Below are 19,082 nucleotides of genomic sequence, written 5' to 3' on the forward strand. Positions count from 1 at the left end.
CCACTACCGCGAAGCCGCGACCCTGCTCCCCGGCCCGGGCCGCCTCGATGGCGGCGTTCAATGCCAGCAGGTTGGTCTGCTCGGCGATGCCGCTGATGGTGGCCAGGATGCCGCTGATCTTCTGGGCATGGCCATCGAGCTCATGGATGGTCTGGCTGGCATCGGCTACCTCGTCCGCCAGACCTGTGATGCTGCGCTGGCTCTGGCCGACCTGGGACTGACCGGCCACCGCCAGTTTGACCGCATCCCCTGCGGTGGTGGCGGCAAACTCGGCGTTGCCGGCTATCTCCTGGGTGGCGGAGGCCATCTCGGTCACCGCGGTCGCCACCATGACGATCTCGTCCTGCTGCTCGCGCACCCGCTGGCTGCGAGCCTCGGCCCCCGCCGCCTGGGTCCGCGACTGGGCCGCCAGTTCGACGGTGACGTCCCGCAACCGGCTGACGATGCCGTGCAACCGGGCCACGAACAGGTTGAAGTTCTGGGCCAGCAGCCCCACCTCGTCCTTGCTGTTGGCCGTTATCTGTACCGTGAGATCCCCCTCGCCATGGGCGATGGCGGCCAGCGCCTTCGACACCCGGCCGAGATCGGCGAACAGGTAGTTGAACATGGCGATGAGCAGGGCGCTGAACACCAGCAAGAGCACCAGGGTCAGTCCCACCAACTGCCACAACAGGGTGGCAAACGGCGCTTCCAGCACCTCCTTGTACATCACCATGGCGAGCAGCCAGTCGGTACCGGGCACAGCTTGCACCGAGAGCAGTACCTCACGTCCGTCCAGGGTGGCGCCATGCAGCTGATTGCTGCTCTCGCCCCACTGGCGGAAGGTAGCGGCAGAGAGGCCGGGGGCCAGCTCTGCCACCGGCTTGAGGGCCAGATCCTTGTTCGGGTGACCGACGATGAGGCCGCTGCTGTCGAGCAGCATGGCGTACCCCTCCCCCTGCACCTTCATGGCCAGCACCTCGTCGATCAACGTATCGAGGGCCAGGTTGGCCCCCACGGCCCCCACCAGCGCCCCCTGATGCCGCACCGGCTCGGCCAGGGTAACCACCAGTTTCTGCATGGTCACGCTGACGTAGGGGGCGGTGACGATCAGCCTGCCCGCCTTGACCGCATCCTGATACCAGGGGCGCTCACGGGGGTCATAGTTGCCTGTGTTGAGGGAAGGATCCTGCCGCGTCATCACCCCCTGGGTGGAACCGAAGTAGGTGAGGCCAAAGCCGCCCGAGGTGTAGGCCTGCTTCAGGTGGGGCACCAGGGTCGCCTGGGGATTGTCGGCGATGACGGCGGTCAGGGCCTCGACCGCGTGCTTGCGATCCGCCATCCAGTTGCCGATGGCCACCGAGTGGGCATGGCCATAGTTGACCGCCTCGCTCTGGATGGCACTCATGGTGCGGGATTTGAGGGTGTGGAAGGCAACGATGCCGAGCAGGGCCGCCATCAGCAGCACTACCCCCAGGCTGGTCGCCAGCAGCTTGCCGCGCAAAGAGAGAGTCATGACTACGGATCCTTGTGGTGACGGGAGGCGAGAAATACCCCCATCTTGTCAGAGGATATCGGCGCGAACGAGGTGGGACTTTAGTGGATCCTTGTATTTTCATCTTTATCAACAAGGACGAGAGTGGCTCCAGACGCAACCAACCAAAAGAGGCCGCCCGCAGGCGGCCTCTGACATCAGCCCGGCAAGGGCTTACCTGACCCGGGCCAGGGCCGTATTCACCCTCAGGTTGGTCGCCTCCAGCCCGGGGGTCTGACCGTAGAAGTCGAACGCCAGCTCGACCCCGGGACGGAACACCAGGCAGTGGGTGGAGCCGCCGAAGTGGAACATGCCGAGCTGATCTCCCTTCTTCACTCTGTCCCCCGCCTGCACCGTGATCTCGCAGCTCGATACCTCGGCCATGCCCACCGGCACCACGCACATCAAGCCTATCTTGGGGTTGTCGGCCTCGATGAAGATGAGCGCCCGGGTCGCCACCGAGGTGAGGAAGGGCTGGGAGTTGTTGGGGGCACTGGGATCGGCACCGTCGGGATCCTGGAATCCCTGATACTGGTTGCCCAGATAGTAACTGCCGTTGACGACCCGCACCTTGCGGATGGTGCCGCTCACCGGGCTGTGCCAGCGGTGATAGCTCAGGGCGCTGAGGAAGGCCTGATAGACGGTGCCCCCCTCGAAACTGGGCGCAGTCTCATCAAAATCCAGCATGTTTTCCAGCGAGTAGGCCTGCCCCTTGAGCCAGAAGGGCTGGCCGAGGCTGACCCCGGTCTGCACCTGCAGGGGAGCCGATTCGCAGGCATTGACGATGACGTCCTCGTCCGCCGGGGACGACACGGGGCGCACGCCGGGGCGGAAGGTGCGGGTGAAAAAATCATCCCAGCTGGCGAAGCCCTCGTAGTCCGGCCGCCGGATCACATTCGAAGATCTGCTCGAAGCTATCCGGGGTCCGGTTGACCCCCTCACCCAGGGCACCGTCTGCCACCTGCACCATCTCCCGCTTGGCCAGCTCACCAAGCCAGGGCACCACCAGGGTGTCGGGATCCAGCAGGCTGGCCCGCTCTGTCAGCACATAGCGGGATGCCGGGCTCTGCAGGAACAGGGACCAGTAGCAGAGGATTTTCTTGAACTGCTGATTGATCAGGGCGTTGGAGAAGAACAGGTAGCCGGATCCCGTCGCCAGGGGCCAGTTGAGCAGGGCGTTGACGGGAAAGCCGATGAGGCCGGCGGGAGACTGGCTCTGCACATCCTGATACGCCTCCGGCGCCGTGGTCATGATGCCATTGAGCAGGATGAGGAACTCCTCGAAGGTGCGTACCTGGGCCTGACCCAGGGGAGTCTCGTGCTCCCGTTGCCACGCCTCCTCGAACATGGCCTGAGCCTGGGCCAGCAGCAGAGGCGTGCTGGCAACCAGGTTCTTCAGCTCGGCAATGGGCGGGACAAGCGCCCTGGGGGTGGCGGCGACATGGGCCCTGAGCCGCTGGAGCCAGCGGGCGACATGGGCCTGGTCCATCGGCATCCAGCCTCCGGGATGGGACTGGGTCAACTGGGTAGCAACTGCATTGTTCATGGTCTGCTCTCCTTGGCAGAGCCGCCCGCAGGGACGGCTCACACTGGTTTCTCCCCCATACACAACCATTGCGACCACCTAATGAGGTAGGGGAGATTTACCATGGCCAACCGGGTGATGCTATTGACACAAATAACAGTCAATAGCCACGGCTCGCCTCTGGGGACCATCAGCACCCATGATGACGCTGGAACGGCGATGCCCGCGGGCAAGCAGGCGATGAAAATCAGAGGAGAGAGAGCGAAGGCTGAATGGCGGGCACAAAAAAACCGACTCAAGAGTCGGCTTTTTTGGAAATTTGGCAGGGGCGGAGGGATTCGAACCCCCAACCATCGGTTTTGGAGACCGCTGTTCTACCAATTGGAACTACGCCCCTGCAACAAACGAGGCGAATTATACAAAGCCGGGATCAAAGGTAAAGGCTTTTTTTAGGATTGTGACGCGATTGCACGATTGCTGTACAACGAGGTCGATTTTGCTACCCCATGAAGGATAACTGGCTGTATTTGCAGCGGGAGCCAACTAGGAAAGTCACAGAATAGGGATTAGGGTAGAGGGTGAGCAGGGAGGTGCACATATGCTCAACTATCGACTATTGCAGCTGCTGGCCCCGCTCAACTTCAGGGATGAGCGCAGGACTGAGCCCCTGCCCGACTATCTGGCCCGGGTCGTCCCCCTGGTCCCCGCCATTCCCGAGAATGTGCTGGCTCAATGGATTTACCGCCATTGGCGCGGCTTTGAGTCCAACTGGAGTTTTCTCGATCTCGCCAGCCACCGGTTCGAGTGCGAGCACTGGCCCACCGACCGTATCATAGAGCAGATAGACTCCCGCCATATGGAGGTGATAGCACGCTGGCAGGAGCTCTTTTGCCACAACCGCTATGTGCGTCGCTCCTGGCTGGGCGCCGACATGCTGAGCCGGGGCAGCTGGCCCGAGCCCATCATAGTGCTCGCCTCCGGGGTCGACAGCCGTTATTCGGATGACCCGCTGCTGCCGCAACCTTATTGTCTGCTGGAGGGACACCACAGACTGGCCTATCTGCGCGCCATGGTCGCCGAAGGGGTGCCGCTGCAGCCCTGCCACCAGGTCTGGATTTGTCGACCCGTTCACGGCAGTTAAACGTTTTTTTGCCGATAAAATGCCTTGAAAATAAATTTTTGACAATTCAAAAACCAGCCCTATAATCGGTGCGGTTTTGAAAAAGGTCGGGACAGAACAATGCCGTTTTTGATGAGAAAAGCAGCCTTGCAGACGGGTGGAGCGCACCAGAGCGGCCCCGTTGTTTCCGGTTCCCGTCCCTCAGATCCCCCGTTTTTTTTGAAAAGAGCCCCTGTTTCAGGGGCTTTTTTTTGTGCCGGAAAAACCTTCATTGATGCCAAAGGGAATGCAGACGATGACCAATCCACTCTATAACAAACACGTCATCTCCATCTCGGATCTGACCCGGTCCGACATGGAACTGGTGGTCGCCACCGCACAGCGGTTGAAGGCCGAACCCGACAGCCGCCTGCTGAAAGACAAGCTGGTCGCCAGCTGCTTCTTCGAAGCCTCCACCCGCACCCGCCTCTCGTTCGAGACCGCGGTACAGCGCCTGGGCGGCAACATCATCGGCTTCGCCGACGGCGGCAACACCAGCGCCAAGAAGGGCGAGACCCTGGCCGACTCCATCAAGATCATCAGCTCCTACACGGATGCGGTGGTGATGCGCCACCCGAAGGAAGGGGCCGCCCGTCTGGCCTCCGAGTTCTCCCGGGTGCCGGTCATCAACGGCGGTGACGGCTCCAACCAGCATCCGACCCAGACCCTGCTCGACCTCTTCTCCATCCACGAGACCCAAGGCAAGCTGGACGGCCTCAACGTCGCCTTCGTCGGCGACCTGAAGTACGGCCGCACCGTCCACTCCCTGGCCCAGGCCCTGAGCCTGTTCAACTGCCGCTTCTTCTTCATCTCCCCGGAAGCGCTGGCCATGCCGGACTACCTCTGCGAGGAGCTGGAAGAGAAGGGCATCCGCTTCAGCGTGCACGAGACCATGGAAGAGGTGATGCCGGAGCTCGACATCCTCTACATGACCCGGGTCCAGAAGGAGCGCTTCGACGAGACCGAGTACAAGCACATGGCCGCCAAGTTCGTGCTGGAGCTGGCGACCCTGGAAGGGGCCAAGCCCACCATGAAGATCCTCCATCCCCTGCCCCGGGTCGACGAGATCGAGGTCGCCGTCGACAAGACCCCCCACGCCTACTACTTCCAGCAGGCGGAGAACGGGGTCTATGCCCGCCAGGCACTGCTGGCACTGGTACTGAACGAAACCGTCTAAGGGAAAGGGGAACATCATGTCTGACAAGAACCAACTGCAAGTCGAAGCCATCCGTCACGGCTCCGTCATCGACCACGTCCCCGCTGGCCAGGGCATCAAGATCCTCAAGCTGTTCCAGCTGATCGAGACCCAGGAGCGGATCACCGTCGGCTTCAACCTCAAATCCGGTGCCCTGGGCAAGAAGGATCTCATCAAGATAGAGAACACCCGGCTGACCGAACAGCAGGCGAACCAGCTCGCCCTGTTCGCCCCCAAGGCGACCGTCAACATCATCGAAGACTTCGTGGTGGTGAAGAAGCACCAGCTGGCACTGCCGGAGTTCATCGAAGGGGTCTTCCACTGCCCCAACTCCAACTGCATCTCCCACAACGAGCCGGTGGAGAGCTACTTCCGGGTGCGCGAGGTGAAAGGCGCGGTGCGGATGAAGTGCAAATACTGCGAGAAGTCCTTCACCCAGGACATCGTCAGCGAGCGTTACTGATGCCACCGCCTCCTGGCGAGGCTGGCACGAACGGATCTGATATTGGGCCCCGAGGGGCCCATTTTTGATGCGGGTCACAGCCTGTGCTGGCCCATTGGTTATAATTTGCCACCTCTGCCATGGTTAGCACCATGGATCCACTACCCGATACGCTCTCGTCAGTCGATCCCGCCAGTGTCACCGTACCCGTTCGCAGATCTCGCTGATGATAAAGCCAAAGGATACCTACCTTGGTCAAGACCCATCCCCATCCGGCGGAGCAGGAGACCGACACGGCGCAGCTCGATGCCTGTCGTCGCATCGTCGGCCAGCACTGCTTCAGCACCCAGGAAGAGATCCGCACCGAGTTGGCTCAGCAGGGTTTCGCCGACATCAGCCAATCCACCATTTCCCGCCTGTTGCGCCGCCTCGGCGTCGCCAAGGCCCAGAACGCCAGCGGCAAGAAGGTCTACACGCTAGTGGAGGATCAGCTGGAGCCCGCAGGCTGTCGCCGCTCGGTGCACGACATGGTGCGCTCCGTGGATCACAACCGCCAGCTGGTGCTGATCCACACCACCCCGGGGGCCGCCACCGTGGTGGCGCGCCTGCTGGATCGCCACGCCAACCCCGAGATCCTGGGGGCCGTGGCCGGCAACGACGTGGTGCTGGTCGCCCCGCGCCACGTCAGCCGTACCCGTCAGGCGCACGAGGCCGTGCTGCGCACCCTGGCCCAGGCCCGCTAGCCAGACAGCACTATGGCGACAACACAGAGGCGATCTTGGGTCGCCTCTGTGTTGTCCGGCATCGCAGGGCGCAGAGCGCGCAACGAAGAAGGGAGCCCGAGGGCTCCCTGTTTTCCATGACTGGCGGCCACTCTCGTCAGAGGCTGGCCCCCAGGCTCAGGCATACCACGATCAGCAGAGTCAGAATGCCGAGCAGCGGCGCCACCCATTTGAGCCAGCGCACATAGGGTACCTTGGCGATGGCCAGGCCCCCCATGACCACGGCGGAGGTCGGGGTCACCAGGTTCACCAGGCCGGAGGCGGATTGGTAAGCGGTCACCACCAGCTCGCGACCCACGTTGGCGAAGTCGGCCAGGGGCGCCATGATCGGCATGGTCAGCACCGCCAGACCCGAAGATGAGGGCACCAGGAAGGAGAGCACCACCTCCAGCGCGAACATCACGTTGATGAACACCACGGTGGAGAGACCGGTCACCAACCCCTCCGCGCTGTGCAATATGGTGTGGGTGATCATGCCGTTGTCCATCACCACCACGATACCGCGGGCGATACCTATGATGAGGGCCACGCCCAGCAGATCACGGGCACCGTCGATGAAGTTGCTGGTCAGCTCCTCTTCGCTCATGCGGGCGATGAGGCCCACTATGATGGCGGACGCCAGGAAGACGCCGGAGATCTCGGCCATCCACCAGCCCAGCACGGCCACCCCGTAGATCATCACGGCGAAGGCGGCGACGAAGATGCCCAGCACTATCTTGCGAGTCAGGGTGAACTCCAGCATCTCATCGCTCCGGTTGCCGAGGAAGTGGGCCCGGTTCTCCTCCCACTTGTCGGCCACCAGGGACTTGCTGGGGTCGTTTCTCACCATCTTGGCGTAACGCATCACGTAGGCAACGCACAGCAGCCAGCCGGCGACCAGCATGGCGATCCGCAGCCAGATGCCGTCGGTGAAGGAGATGCCGGCGGCGTTGGCGGCGATCACGGTGGCGAACGGGTTGATGGTGGAGCCGAGCGTCCCTATACCGGCGCCCAGCAGCACGGTTGCCGCCGCCACCACGGGGTCGAAGCGGGCGGCCATCATCACCGGCACCAGCAGGGTGTAGAAGGGCAGCGACTCTTCGGCCATGCCGTAGATGGTGCCCCCTGCGGCGAACAGCGCCATCAGGATGGGGATCATCCACTCCTCGCGGCCGCGCAGGCGGTCGGTGACGCGCTCGATACCGGCATCGATGGCGCCGGTCTTGGTCACTATGCCAAGGAAGCCGCCGATGATCAGGATGAAGAGGGAGACGTCGATGGCGCCTGCCTCATAGGTGTCGTGGTTGTAGAGACCATCGATGGGTGCCAGCAGCACGTCGACGATCCCCTGGGGATTGGCATCCACCAGCTGGTAGGTACCGGCCACCGGCACCTCCTTGCCGAGGGCTTCGTTCATGGCCATTTCATATTTGCCGGCCGGCACTATCCAGCTCAGGGCGGCGACGAACGCGATCAGCACAAACAATATGGTGTAGGCTGACGGGAACTTGAATTTTGTCATGGTCCAACATCCTTCTGTGGGGTGGTATCCATGCAGGCTGCGGGTAGGGTTAGAGGTATTATGCCGCTGTCACATGGTCGAAAAACCGGGGGTCGCCCCCCGGCACCACTACTGCGACCTCAGTCGCCCAGCGTAGCCACCATCACTGCCTTGATGGTGTGCATCCGGTTTTCCGCCTCGTCGAAGACGATGCTGTGCTCGGATTCGAACACGTCCTCGGTCACTTCCAGACCCTTCATGCCATATTTGTCGGCCACTTCCTTGCCCATGGTGGTCTCGTCGTTGTGGAACGCCGGCAGGCAGTGCATGAACTTCACATCCGGGTTCTTGGTGGCGTTGATGACGTCCATGTTGACCTGATAGGGGGTCATCAGCTTGACCCGTTGATCCCAGGCTTCCTTCGCTTCACCCATGGAGACCCAGACGTCGGTATAGAGGAAGTCGGCACCCAGCACGCCCTCTTTCACGTCTTCGGTCAGGTGAATGCGCGCACCTGTCTCTTCGGCGATCTGGCGGCACTGGGCAACCAGCTCCTCTTCCGGCCAGAAGGCTTTGGGCGCGACCAGGCGGATGTCCATGCCCATCTTGGCGGCGCCGACCATCAGGGAGTTGCCCATGTTGTTGCGGGCGTCGCCCAGGTAGGCGAACTTGATCTGATCCAGGCGCTTGCCCTTGCCGTGCTCCAGCATGGTCATGAAGTCCGCCAGGATCTGGGTCGGGTGGAATTCGTTGGTCAGACCGTTCCAGACCGGCACGCCGGCGTGGGCACCCAGCTCTTCGACTATCTCCTGGCCGTAGCCACGGTATTCGATGCCGTCATACATGCGCCCCAGCACACGGGCGGTATCCTTCATGGACTCCTTGTGGCCAATTTGGGAACCGCTCGGGCCGAGGTAGGAGACCTGGGCGCCCTGGTCGAAGGCCGCCACTTCAAAGGCGCAGCGGGTACGGGTGGAGGTCTTCTCGAAGATGAGGGCTATGTTCTTGCCGGTGAGGTGCTTGCGCTCATAGCCACCGTATTTGGCTTTTTTGAGGTCGATGGCCAGATCGATCATGTATTGGATTTCGCGCGGGGTGAAGTCCAGTAGTTTCAGGAAGTTACGGTTACGCAGATTAAAAGCCATGATGAGTTCTCTCTCTATTTGTTCAGACCAATTCGGGCAGTGTTGTTAACTACGCAGTGATTCAACGACTCAAGCATTCACGGTATGGGTGGCGACGATATTGGTGCCGGCTTCCCCCTTGAGGATGGCGAGGCCATCTTCCAGGGAGCCTATGCCGACCATGCCGCCGGTTGCCTTGACGAATTCACAGGAGGCTTCGACCTTGGGCCCCATGGAGCCTGCGTCGAACTTGACCCCGGCCAGCTCGTCCGGGCTGGTGACTCGCAGCGGGTGCTGGGTCGGCTTGCCCCAGTCCAGATAGACGGCATCGGCGTCGGTCAGGATCAGCAGGGCGTCGGCCTTGATCTGCTTGGCCAGGTAGGCGGCAGACATGTCCTTGTCGATGACGGCTTCGATGCCGGTCAGGCTCTGGCCATCCCAAGTCACCGGGATGCCACCACCACCGGTACAGATGATGAGGTGGCCCTGGGCGATCAGGGTTTCGATGGCATCGCCTTCGACGATGCGCCGGGGCAGCGGGGACGGCACCACGCGGCGAAAGAAGTTGCCGTCAGCCTTGACCACCCAGTGCTTCTCGGCCGCCAGGGCGCGGGCTTCAGCCTCTTCATAGACGGGGCCGATGAACTTGGTCGGATTGGCAAACGCCGGATCCTTGGGGTCGACCTGCACCTGGGTCAGCAGGGCGGTGACGTTGCGGCTCGGCATCAGGTTCTTCAATTCCTGGATCAGCATGTAGCCGATCATGCCCTGGGACTCGGCTCCCAGTACATCCAGTGGATAGGGGGAGACCTTGGTGTAGGCACTGTTCTGCAGGGCCAGCAGGCCCACTTGCGGGCCGTTGCCGTGCACCAGCACCACGTTGTACTCCTCGGCAATCCGGGCGATGGTCTTGGCGGCGGTGGCGATGTTCTTGCGCTGGATGTCGGCCTCGAGGGGCTCACCACGGCGGAGCAGGGCATTGCCCCCCAGGGCGACGACGACAGTTGGTTTTTTCATGGTCTGGTTCTCGTTTCGCTGGAGAAGTGGCGCCCGCCTCTGCCGGCGCCACACCTTGTTGTCAGATGCCGTCACGTTCCATCGGGCAGCTCATGCAGCGGGCACCGCCGCGGCCACGGCCCAGCTCGTTACCCGGAATGGAGAGCACTGTGATGCCGGCCTTGTCGTATTTCTCGTTGGTGTAGGTGTTGCCCTCGTAGCCCACCACCACGCCGGGGCGCACGGTCAGCACGTTGTTGGCGTCGTTCCACTGCTCGCGCTCGGCCTCGAAGCTGTCACCGCCTGTGGTGATGAGCTTGAGCTGATCCACCCCCAGCGCCTGCTCGATGGCGGTGACGAAGTAACCCTCTTCCTTGATCTTCATACCGGTGGCGCCACCCGGGGTCAGGCTCCAGCAGTTCACATCCTTGCGGATCACTTCCGGATAGACGGAGAAGGTGTCTATGTCCATGTGGGTCATGACGGTATCCAGGTGCATGCAGCTGCGGTGTTTCGGCAGTTCCATGGCGATGACCTGCTTGGCCTGGCCATGCTTGAACAGGCTGCGGGCCAGGTGTTCCACCCCTTGCGGCGTGGTGCGCTCGGACATGCCGATCAGCACGGCGCCGCGGCCTATGACCAGGACGTCGCCCCCTTCGATGGTGGCATTGTCATAGTCGCGATCCTCGTCACCGAAGTATTTGATGAAGTCCTGACCGGCGAACTGGGGATGCCAGCGGTAGATGGCCTTCACATGGTTGGTCTCGCGGCGGCGGGCGGCCTTGGCCATGGGGTTGATGGAGACGCCGCCATAGACCCAGCAGGAGGTGTCACGGGTGAACAGATGGTTGGGCAGTGGCTCTATGATGAAATCGCTCGGAGCGTGCATGCCCACCACCATGTTGACGCCGCTGAACGGCATCTCGCCGTAGGTCAGGCCGCCGGAGAGGATGCGGGCCAGCTCGCGATGGGGCATGTCCGCCAGGAAGCAGCGCACGTCATTGGCAAGGGAAGGTCCGAGACGATAATCGGAGATCTGATGTTGCAACAGCCAGGCCTTGGCTTCCGGCACATCCAGGGTCTCGGCCAGCAGCTTGGTCAGCAGGAACACCTCGACATTCTGATCCCGCAGCACCTGGGCGAACTTGTCATGCTCTTCACCGGCCCGCTCAACGGAGAGGACATCGTCAAACAGCAGATCCTGGCAATTGGAAGGGGTCAGGCGCTTGAGGCTGAGATTGGGGCGATGCAACATGACGCGGCGCAACTGGCCAACTTCAGAACCTACATAAAATTTGCTCATGGTTATATTCCGTCTCTTGGGGTCCATGCGAGTGATTGAATAGACTCCTTCTATTCTTTCTCATGGCTCAGGCGGGATATTCTTTATATAGGGTACTTGGCTTGTGCTCTATCCTGCCTATGCCTTTCGAGATAGAGGTTAGGCCTGCAAAAACACCAAAACTTAGAGATGGGTCACATTCAGTCCAGGTTGAATAAAATGCAGTGTGTTTGTTTGAAGCCACCGACATAACTGTCAATTCATCCAGCTCAGCCTCCGCATTCATATTCATTTATTCATCATTTTATTCTTTTCTTCGCAGTCACCCCCCTCCAGCAAACCAGTATCAAACAAGCAACAAAGGATAGCATTACCGTTTAAATACAATGAATTAGATATAAATTGGCGAGGTGCGCAGCTTTATATGCAAGCCTTTGCATTTTTCACTCGGAATCACGGGGAAGATGTCGGGATAAAAAGTCATCCCTGTGGGGTTTGGTGCATAGATATTTTCTTGTCCTGGATCAAGGCAAAGGGATCAGACCAACGGGGAGAGGCATGTCCGCCCCAGTCCCCAGGGGGCTTCGCGGCTGGCTATGCAATAAAATCGCATCTTGTCGGCGCGACGCTTCGCGACCCCCCTCTCAACTATTTTGAAACTTTTTTCATTAGTTGAATTTATGCCAAATCCTTGCGGTGAGGTCCGGCTCAACTTAACTAAAAAAGTGATCCGGATCACAACGGTATCCATATGACGTTAACGCTTCCGTCATCAATGTCATCAAGGAGAGCTCCATGAACATCAAACCCCTGCTTCTGCTCGTCGCCCTGGTTCTGCCCATGACCCCCACCCTGGCTCGGGCCGACGGCGCCCAGGCCATGCCGCTGGTGGTCTGCCATGTGGACAATAAGCCACAGATGCTGGTGCCCGAGTATGTCTGCATCTGGCACGGCGGGCGCCAGCACTACTAAGCAAGACAAGGGGAGGTTCGCCTCCTCTCTTGTCCCCAGCCTCTCTTTCCTTCTTCCCCTTTTCCGCTTCGCCGTTTCGACGCCAGACCAGGACCATATAGCCGCTCTGTCGCGGCCCTTGTCACGGATACCCCCAGATCTTCCCTCTGTTCCGATCACTGCCATGCACCTTCCCCGGCCTCTCTCCCGCCATCCTGAGCCAAGGGTGAGTCCAGGCGATCTGACCCGGCTTGGGCGAGCGCGAGGGGCGTGTAAGACATTCGCCATTCGTGGCGAGAGAGATCGCCCTGCCGCCAGGCTGTCATAATCGGATTGATGCGTGTTAAATGCGCCGGCAAGAATCATTAACCACATGATCTTGTTGATATAAAGTGCATTACATCGGCCAATGAGAACGAATCCATCAAAACGTTTTTCAGTATGGCGTTGTGGGCGGGTCGAAAATCCTTATAGTTACTCCTGCACGGACGCAGTCGAAGTCAATCAGGAAGATTGGCTGCCAGGGTTAGGCAAATGGACTCACCACAGGATGTGGTAAAGGACACCTCCCAGGACGGAGAAAGTGCGACGGGAATGGATGACTCGTCAGGCCATGATGGCTAAAGGACACCCCAAAGGATTGGGAAGGGGAAACCTAAAGGAAGAGGTATAGTCAGGGATTGCAGGGAGCAACTTCGTTCACGGATATGAACGATAAGACTATCGGGGGCGACGCAAGTCGCCCCCATCTTTTTGCCTCTTTTTTCGCCCATCCCCTGCCGCGACACCGATGCCGCAAACCGCCGGCATCCCATTGGCTTTTCCCCGCCCCCCTTCCTGCGACACCGATGCCGCAAGCCGCCGGCATCCCATTGGCTTTTTCCCGCCCCTTTTCCTGCGACGCCGATGCAGCGAGCCGCCTGCACCTGTTTATCCCCTTGTCAGCTCCTGCCACGGCGCCAATGAAAAGGGCAGCCTGGGCCGCCCTCTCGTCTCCTGTTGTCGATTTCCGCCCCATGGGGACGGCTGCCTCATGCCAGCCGAAAATGCGCCACTATCCGGCCCAGTCGGTCATAGGTCTGCCGCATCGCCCCCGCGCTCGCCACCGTGTCCTCGCCATTGCCCTTGAGCTGGCGGATCACCTCGGCGATGGCCGTCATGTTGCGATTGATCTCCTCGGCCACCGCGCTCTGCTGTTCGGCGGCGGTGGCAATCTGGGTGGTGAGGCCATTGATCGCTACCACCTCCCCCATCATCACATCGAGCGAGTCATTGACCCGGGTGGTGTTCTCGGCCGCACTCTGACAACGCTGACGCGTCAGCGACATGGCGTCGACCAGGCTCGCGCTGCCCCGCTGCAACCTGGTCAGCATGGTCTGGATCTCCGCCGTGCTCTGCTGGGTGCGCCCAGCGAGGGAGCGTACCTCGTCGGCTACCACTGCGAACCCACGGCCCTGTTCACCGGCCCGGGCCGCCTCGATGGCGGCGTTCAGCGCCAGCAGGTTAGTCTGCTCGGCGATGCTGCCGATGACCCCCAGCACCGAGCCTATCTGCTGTACTTCCTGCTGCATGGCCTGGACCGATCCCGCCGTCGCTTCCACCTCCGCAACCAGCGCCATCACGCTGTTCATGGCACCATCCACCACCTCCCGCGTCGCGTTCGCCAGCTGCTCGCTCTGCATGGTCAGGTGCGCCGTGTCGGCGGCGCTGCGGGAGACGGAGGCAGCGGTGGCGCTCATCTCGTTGACCGCGGTCACCACCTGCTCCGTCTCGTTGACATGGGTCATGAGCAGCTGCTGGGCGGTTCGGGTCTGGCCGGTCAGACCACCTATGTCGTCATGGAGCTGGCCGCTGGCCTGGCTCACCTCCTGCATCCTCTCCTGCAACTGGGCGATGAAGCGGTTGATGCCAGCGGAGATCTGGCCGAGATCATCCTTGCTGGTCACCGCCAGACGGCGAGTCAGATCACCATTTCCCTCACCGAGGGCCAGCACCAGCCCCTTGAGGGAGAGGATGGGTCGGTAGGCGAGGTTGAGCGCCACCATGGCCAGCGCCATCACCACCAGGGCGACGGCGAGCAGGGCCAGGGTGATCTTGCCATTGATGGCCTGGGTCATGGTGCGGATATAGTCGAGATCCACATAGCCGGTCAGGGTCCACTGGCTGCCACGAATGTCCAGCTGGTTGGGACGAGACTCGCTCTCTCCCTTGGGCTTGCTGCTGTAGAGCAGCTGGCCCTGGCTGTCGGCCAGCGCGAAGGAGCGCCCCTCCCCGCTCATCTCTGCCAGCAGGCGCTGGAATTCGCTCATGTCGAGGTAGTAAAGGTAGGCAGAGTCGGCACCTCGGGGCACCAATATGGTGATGACCGGCTTGCCATCCAGCTGCTCCAGCGGGCTGACGGTGATCCGGTTGTTGGCCTCGGGGATCAGCTTGCGCAGGGCATCGACCCTGGCCTTGTCGTTGATGACACCGTTCACGTCGAAGGCCATGTCGCCGATCACCTTGACGATGTTGTGAAAGCCGGTCTCTTCCAGGGTCTTCTTGACGTTGGTCACCCCGAAGTTGAGGTTGGCCGCCAGCAGGATTTTCTGGTTGATGTCCCCCGCCAGCTTCTCCTTGACCAGGGCTATCTGTTCATTGATGTTCTGGGTGGACTGGGTGCGGATGTAACCACTGATGAAGTGGTTCACACTGAGCCAGGCGGTGGCGATGGTGACCAGAATGGCCAGCAACAGGAGTGCATATATCTTGATCTTGAACGCCATGGAACCTCCAACAGAAAACGCAGGCTCAGCCTGCGTCTTCAACTTATCCCCTGTTTACTTCTTCTTGGCGTACTTCATCGAGTCCAGCGCCACCGCCAATATGATGATGCCGCCCTTGATGATGAACTGCCAGTAAGGGCTGACCCCGATATAGGTCAAACCGTAGTTGATCAGGGTGAAGATGAGCACGCCGGTGATCACACCCGCGACCGTTCCCACACCACCGGCAAACGACACGCCGCCCACCACGCAGGCCGCGATGGCGTCCAGCTCGTACATGAAGCCGAGGTTGTTGGTGGCACTGCCGACCCGGCCCGCCTCCAGCATGCCGCCGAAGGCATAGAAGACCCCGGCCAGGGCATAGATGATCACCAGGTTCACCGCCACGTTGACCCCGGAGACCTTGGCCGCCTCAGGGTTGCCGCCGATGGCGAAGATGTTCTTGCCAAAGCGGGTCTTGTTCCACAGCACCCAGACGAAGACGCTGGCGATGGCCGCGTAGAAGGTCAGGTACGACAGCTTGAAGCCACCTATCCGGATGAAGCCCTGGGCAAAGCTGGAGAAGCGGGGGTCGAAACCGGCCACCGGCGACGCCCCTACCGAGTCAAAGTAGAGGGAGTTGATGCCGTAGACGATGATCATGGTGCCCAGAGTGGTGATGAAGGGCGTCACGTTCAGGTAGGCGACGATCAGGCCGTTGACCAGGCCAATCAGGGCACCCACGGCACACACCAGCAGGATCACCGCCGGGATGGGCACCTCCCCCAGGCTGGGGAACACCTTGTTGACGTTGGTCAGGGCCTGCAACATGGTGGCGGCGATGAGTGCCGCCAGACCGACCTGGCGGCCGGCCGAGAGATCCGTCCCCTGGGTGATGATGATGCCCGCCACCCCGAGGGCGATGATGACCCGCACCGAGGACTGGGTCAGTATGTTGCTGAGGTTGGTGAGGCTGAGGAAGGAGGGTTCCTGGATCACGATGACCATGAGCAGCACCAGCAACACCAGATAGATGGCGTTTTCCTTGAGCGCCTGCATCAGATTGAAATTTTTAGCCGACTCCATAAATGTCTTCCTGTCTCTAGAGGTACAGAGATGCCAGGCGCAGTATCTCGCTCTGGTCAGTTTCTTTGGTGTTGACGATCCCGGCGACCCGGCCGTTGCTCATGACCAGGATGCGGTCGGTGATCCCGAGCAGTTCGGGCATTTCGGACGAGATGATGATGATGCCCTTGTCCTTCTTCGCCAGCTCCAGGATGAGCTGGTAGATCTCGAACTTGGCCCCCACGTCGATGCCGCGCGTCGGCTCGTCCAGCATCAGGATCTCCGGCTGGGTCAGCAGCCAGCGGCCTATGATCACCTTCTGCTGGTTGCCGCCGGAGAGGGAGCCAATCTGGGTCTGCTGGGTCGGGGTCTTGACCCGCATGGCGTCGATGACCCACTGGGTGTCGCTCTTCATCTTGTTGTTGCTGAGCAGCCCCATGGAACCCTTGTAGTTGTCCATGTTGGCGATCAGGGAGTTGAAGGCGATGTCGAGACGGGAATAGATGCCGGTGGAACGGCGCTCCTCTGTCACCAGGGCGAAGCCGTTCAGGATGGCCTCGTGGGCCGTATGGTTCGCCACCACCTTGCCATGGATCCTGATGATCCCCGCGCTGTGGTCGCGAATGCCAAACAGGGTCTCGACGATGTCGGTGCGTTTTGCCCCCACCAGACCGGCGATGCCGAGGATCTCCCCCTTGTGCAGGTTGAAGCTCACGTCCTGGATGGAGGGCTGGTTCTTGGCCGTCAGGTGCTCGACTTCGAGGATCACCTCTTTGGGCTGGTTGGTTTTTTCCGGGAAGCGCTGGGTCAGCTCGCGACCGACCATCATGCCGATGATCTGATCCATGGTCATGCCCTCGAGGGGCTGGGTCGCCACCCACTGGCCATCCCGCAATATGGTGATCTCGTCACAGAGCTGGAAGATCTCCTCCATCTTGTGAGAGATGTAGACGATGCCGCACCCCTTGTCCTTCAACTTGTTGATGATCTTGAAGAGGTGGTTGACCTCCTTCTCGGTCAGGGAGGAGGTGGGTTCGTCCATGATGACGATCTTGGCATCATAGGAGAATGCCTTGGCGATCTCGATCATCTGCATCTGGGACACCGACAGGGTGCCCACCTTGACCCGCGGGTCTATGTCGATGTCCAGCTCGTCGAAGATGCGTCTGGTGTCGTCATACATCTTGTGGTGGTCGACAAACCAGCCCTTGGTGGGGTAGCGGCCGAGCCACATGTTGTCCATCACGGTGCGCTGCAACACCAGGTTCAGCTCCTGGTGCACCATGGATACGCCGTTTTCCAGCGCCTCTTTGGACGAGGTGAAGTTGATCTCCTGTCCCTTGAAGAAGATCTTGCCCTGATCCTTCTCATAGATGCCGAACAGGCACTTGAGCAGCGTGGACTTCCCTGCGCCATTCTCGCCCATCAACGCATGCACAGAATGAGGACGGACCCGTAAATTGACATTATCGAGTGCCTTGACGCCGGGAAAGCTCTTACTGACGTCAATCATCTCCAACAGCCATTCTGATTGTTGCTGTGTTGTCATATCAGCCATCACATCTGGTTGAAGAGAGGGCAAGGGGGTCACCCTTGCCCTGGAGGAGGGGATTACTCGAATTGAGACAGGTTGTCTTTATCCACACCCACGTAGGCTACGCGCACGACCTTGTCGACTATGTTCCAGTTGGTGCCTTCGCCGGCTGGCTTGCCTTCACCCAGATTCCTGGTCAGATCGAAGGTGGCCTTGGCCTGGTTGGCCGCATCGTTCAGCACTGTACCCGCCATGGCACCGCTCTTGACCATGGCCAGGGCTTCCGGCAGGGCATCGACGCCGAACACAGGGATGGCGGTCTTGCCCTGGGCTTTCAGGGATTCAACAGCGCCCATTGCCATGCCGTCGTTGTTGGCGATGACCACTTCGATCTTGTTGGCGTTGGGGCCGGAGATCCAGGCGTCCATCTTGTCTTTCGCCATGGCGGTATCCCACATACCGGTATCCATGTGCAGCTGCTCTGTCTTGACGCCGCCGTCATTCAGGGTCTTGACGACGTAGGTGGTACGGGCTTCCGCATCCGGGTGGCCCGGCTCGCCCTTGAGCAGCACGAACTGGATGACGCCGTCCTTGTTCAGATCCCACTCGGGATGGGCAGCCCAGTGCTTGGCGATCAGCTGACCCTGGATGATGCCTGACTCCTTGGAGTCGGTGCCCACGTAGTAGGCCTTGTCATAGCTGGCCAGATCGGCTGCGCTCGGCTCCTTGTTGTAGAAGACCACGGGGATCTCGTCGGCACGGGCCTTCTCGATCACGACAGGGGCCGCCGCCGGGTCGACCAGGTTGATGGCCAGGGCTTTCACGCCCTTGGCCAGCAGCACGTCGATCTGGTCGTTCTGCTTGGACTGGTCGTTCTGGGAGTCATTCATCAGCAGCTCCACGCCGGGGTTGGCTGCCGCCTCCTTCTCGATGGCCTTGCGAACGACCGCCATGAAGTTGTCGTCGTACTTGTAGACGGTAACGCCCAGACGAGTGTCGGCCTGGGCGCTGGTCCCTGCGGTCAGTCCCATCAGCAGGGCGGCGACTGTCGTGATTTTTCTCATTGTTATGCTCCGATGTGTCTATCTGTTTTGTAGGAAAGCGGTACACCCACTGAACCGGTGTGACGTTAATGTAATCAGGTTGTTGTGATCCTTTCTGTGATCCTGACGACAAAATGAAAACGTTTACACTCTGTTACACAAGGCATTATTTGATATAAAACAAATGGTTATATTAAATTCGCCTCACCAGCCCCGCTGTCGTGGGCCGGGTTTGACCAGGAGGATA

Annotated in this window: 14 protein-coding genes, 1 tRNA gene and 1 pseudogene; 5 read left to right on the forward strand and 11 right to left on the reverse strand. The window is 60.5% G+C overall.

Annotated elements, in window-relative coordinates:
* The 3 genes and pseudogenes from BN1119_RS11515 to BN1119_RS11525 all read right to left on the reverse strand — a co-directional run.
* A partial coding sequence (locus tag BN1119_RS11515; protein WP_041997938.1) for a methyl-accepting chemotaxis protein occupies positions 1-1,495 on the reverse strand: 1,495 nt, incomplete at its 3' end.
* Between the two features lie 192 nt (positions 1,496-1,687).
* Positions 1,688-3,059 (reverse strand): annotated as a pseudogene (locus BN1119_RS21090) (phophatidylserine decarboxylase associated domain-containing protein).
* Positions 3,060-3,358: 299 nt separating this feature from the next.
* Positions 3,359-3,435 (reverse strand) — tRNA-Trp (locus BN1119_RS11525).
* A gap of 201 nt (positions 3,436-3,636) precedes the next feature.
* On the opposite strand from BN1119_RS11525, the gene BN1119_RS11530 reads away from it, so the two are divergent.
* From BN1119_RS11530 to BN1119_RS11545, 4 genes are all read left to right on the forward strand, one after another.
* Entirely contained in the window at positions 3,637-4,179 is a 543-nt protein-coding gene (locus BN1119_RS11530) for a hypothetical protein (protein WP_041997940.1), read from the forward strand.
* A gap of 274 nt (positions 4,180-4,453) precedes the next feature.
* Positions 4,454-5,374, forward strand: coding sequence for an aspartate carbamoyltransferase (pyrB, locus tag BN1119_RS11535; protein ID WP_010676005.1), 921 nt, complete (start codon positions 4,454-4,456; stop codon positions 5,372-5,374).
* Between the two features lie 16 nt (positions 5,375-5,390).
* The gene (pyrI, locus tag BN1119_RS11540) at positions 5,391-5,855 is read left to right on the forward strand and encodes an aspartate carbamoyltransferase regulatory subunit (protein ID WP_041997942.1); all 465 of its coding nucleotides are present in this window, start codon (positions 5,391-5,393) and stop codon (positions 5,853-5,855) included.
* A gap of 230 nt (positions 5,856-6,085) precedes the next feature.
* Positions 6,086-6,577: an arginine repressor gene (locus BN1119_RS11545; protein WP_041997944.1), complete on the forward strand. Its 492-nt coding sequence runs from the start codon at positions 6,086-6,088 to the stop codon at positions 6,575-6,577.
* Positions 6,578-6,713: 136 nt separating this feature from the next.
* Here BN1119_RS11545 and BN1119_RS11550 read toward each other — a convergent pair whose 3' ends face one another.
* The 4 genes from BN1119_RS11550 to arcA form a co-directional block, all read right to left on the reverse strand.
* Positions 6,714-8,117, reverse strand: a complete 1,404-nt coding sequence (locus tag BN1119_RS11550) for a YfcC family protein (protein ID WP_041997946.1) — start codon at positions 8,115-8,117, stop codon at positions 6,714-6,716.
* Between the two features lie 119 nt (positions 8,118-8,236).
* Positions 8,237-9,241 (reverse strand): ornithine carbamoyltransferase, encoded by a 1,005-nt coding sequence (gene argF / locus BN1119_RS11555; RefSeq protein ID WP_041997948.1) that lies wholly within the window; start codon positions 9,239-9,241, stop codon positions 8,237-8,239.
* 69 nt (positions 9,242-9,310) lie between these two features.
* The gene (gene arcC, locus BN1119_RS11560) at positions 9,311-10,237 is read right to left on the reverse strand and encodes a carbamate kinase (RefSeq protein ID WP_041997950.1); all 927 of its coding nucleotides are present in this window, start codon (positions 10,235-10,237) and stop codon (positions 9,311-9,313) included.
* A 61-nt stretch (positions 10,238-10,298) separates the two neighbouring features.
* A complete protein-coding gene (gene arcA, locus BN1119_RS11565) occupies positions 10,299-11,519 on the reverse strand; it encodes an arginine deiminase (RefSeq protein ID WP_041997952.1) in 1,221 nt (406 codons plus the stop codon).
* 774 nt (positions 11,520-12,293) lie between these two features.
* Between arcA and BN1119_RS20695 the strand changes: the two genes are divergently transcribed.
* Positions 12,294-12,470, forward strand: a complete 177-nt coding sequence (locus BN1119_RS20695) for a hypothetical protein (protein WP_167335472.1) — start codon at positions 12,294-12,296, stop codon at positions 12,468-12,470.
* A gap of 1,010 nt (positions 12,471-13,480) precedes the next feature.
* Here the strand turns inward: BN1119_RS20695 and BN1119_RS11570 are convergent.
* The 4 genes from BN1119_RS11570 to mglB are packed head-to-tail and all read right to left on the reverse strand — an operon-like array spanning position 13,481 to position 18,856.
* Positions 13,481-15,214, reverse strand: coding sequence for a methyl-accepting chemotaxis protein (locus BN1119_RS11570; RefSeq protein WP_041997954.1), 1,734 nt, complete (start codon positions 15,212-15,214; stop codon positions 13,481-13,483).
* 54 nt (positions 15,215-15,268) lie between these two features.
* Positions 15,269-16,279 carry a galactose/methyl galactoside ABC transporter permease MglC gene (gene mglC, locus BN1119_RS11575; RefSeq protein WP_041997956.1) on the reverse strand — a complete coding sequence of 337 codons (1,011 nt, stop codon included), beginning with the start codon at positions 16,277-16,279 and terminating at the stop codon, positions 15,269-15,271.
* A 16-nt stretch (positions 16,280-16,295) separates the two neighbouring features.
* A complete protein-coding gene (gene mglA / locus BN1119_RS11580; protein WP_041997958.1) occupies positions 16,296-17,816 on the reverse strand; it encodes a galactose/methyl galactoside ABC transporter ATP-binding protein MglA in 1,521 nt (506 codons plus the stop codon).
* 53 nt (positions 17,817-17,869) lie between these two features.
* A complete protein-coding gene (mglB, locus tag BN1119_RS11585; protein WP_041997961.1) occupies positions 17,870-18,856 on the reverse strand; it encodes a galactose/glucose ABC transporter substrate-binding protein MglB in 987 nt (328 codons plus the stop codon).
* Positions 18,857-19,082: the final 226 nt, after the last annotated feature.

This window comes from Aeromonas bivalvium (genome assembly GCF_000819765.1).
GTDB classification, from domain to species: Bacteria; Pseudomonadota; Gammaproteobacteria; order Enterobacterales; family Aeromonadaceae; genus Aeromonas; species Aeromonas bivalvium.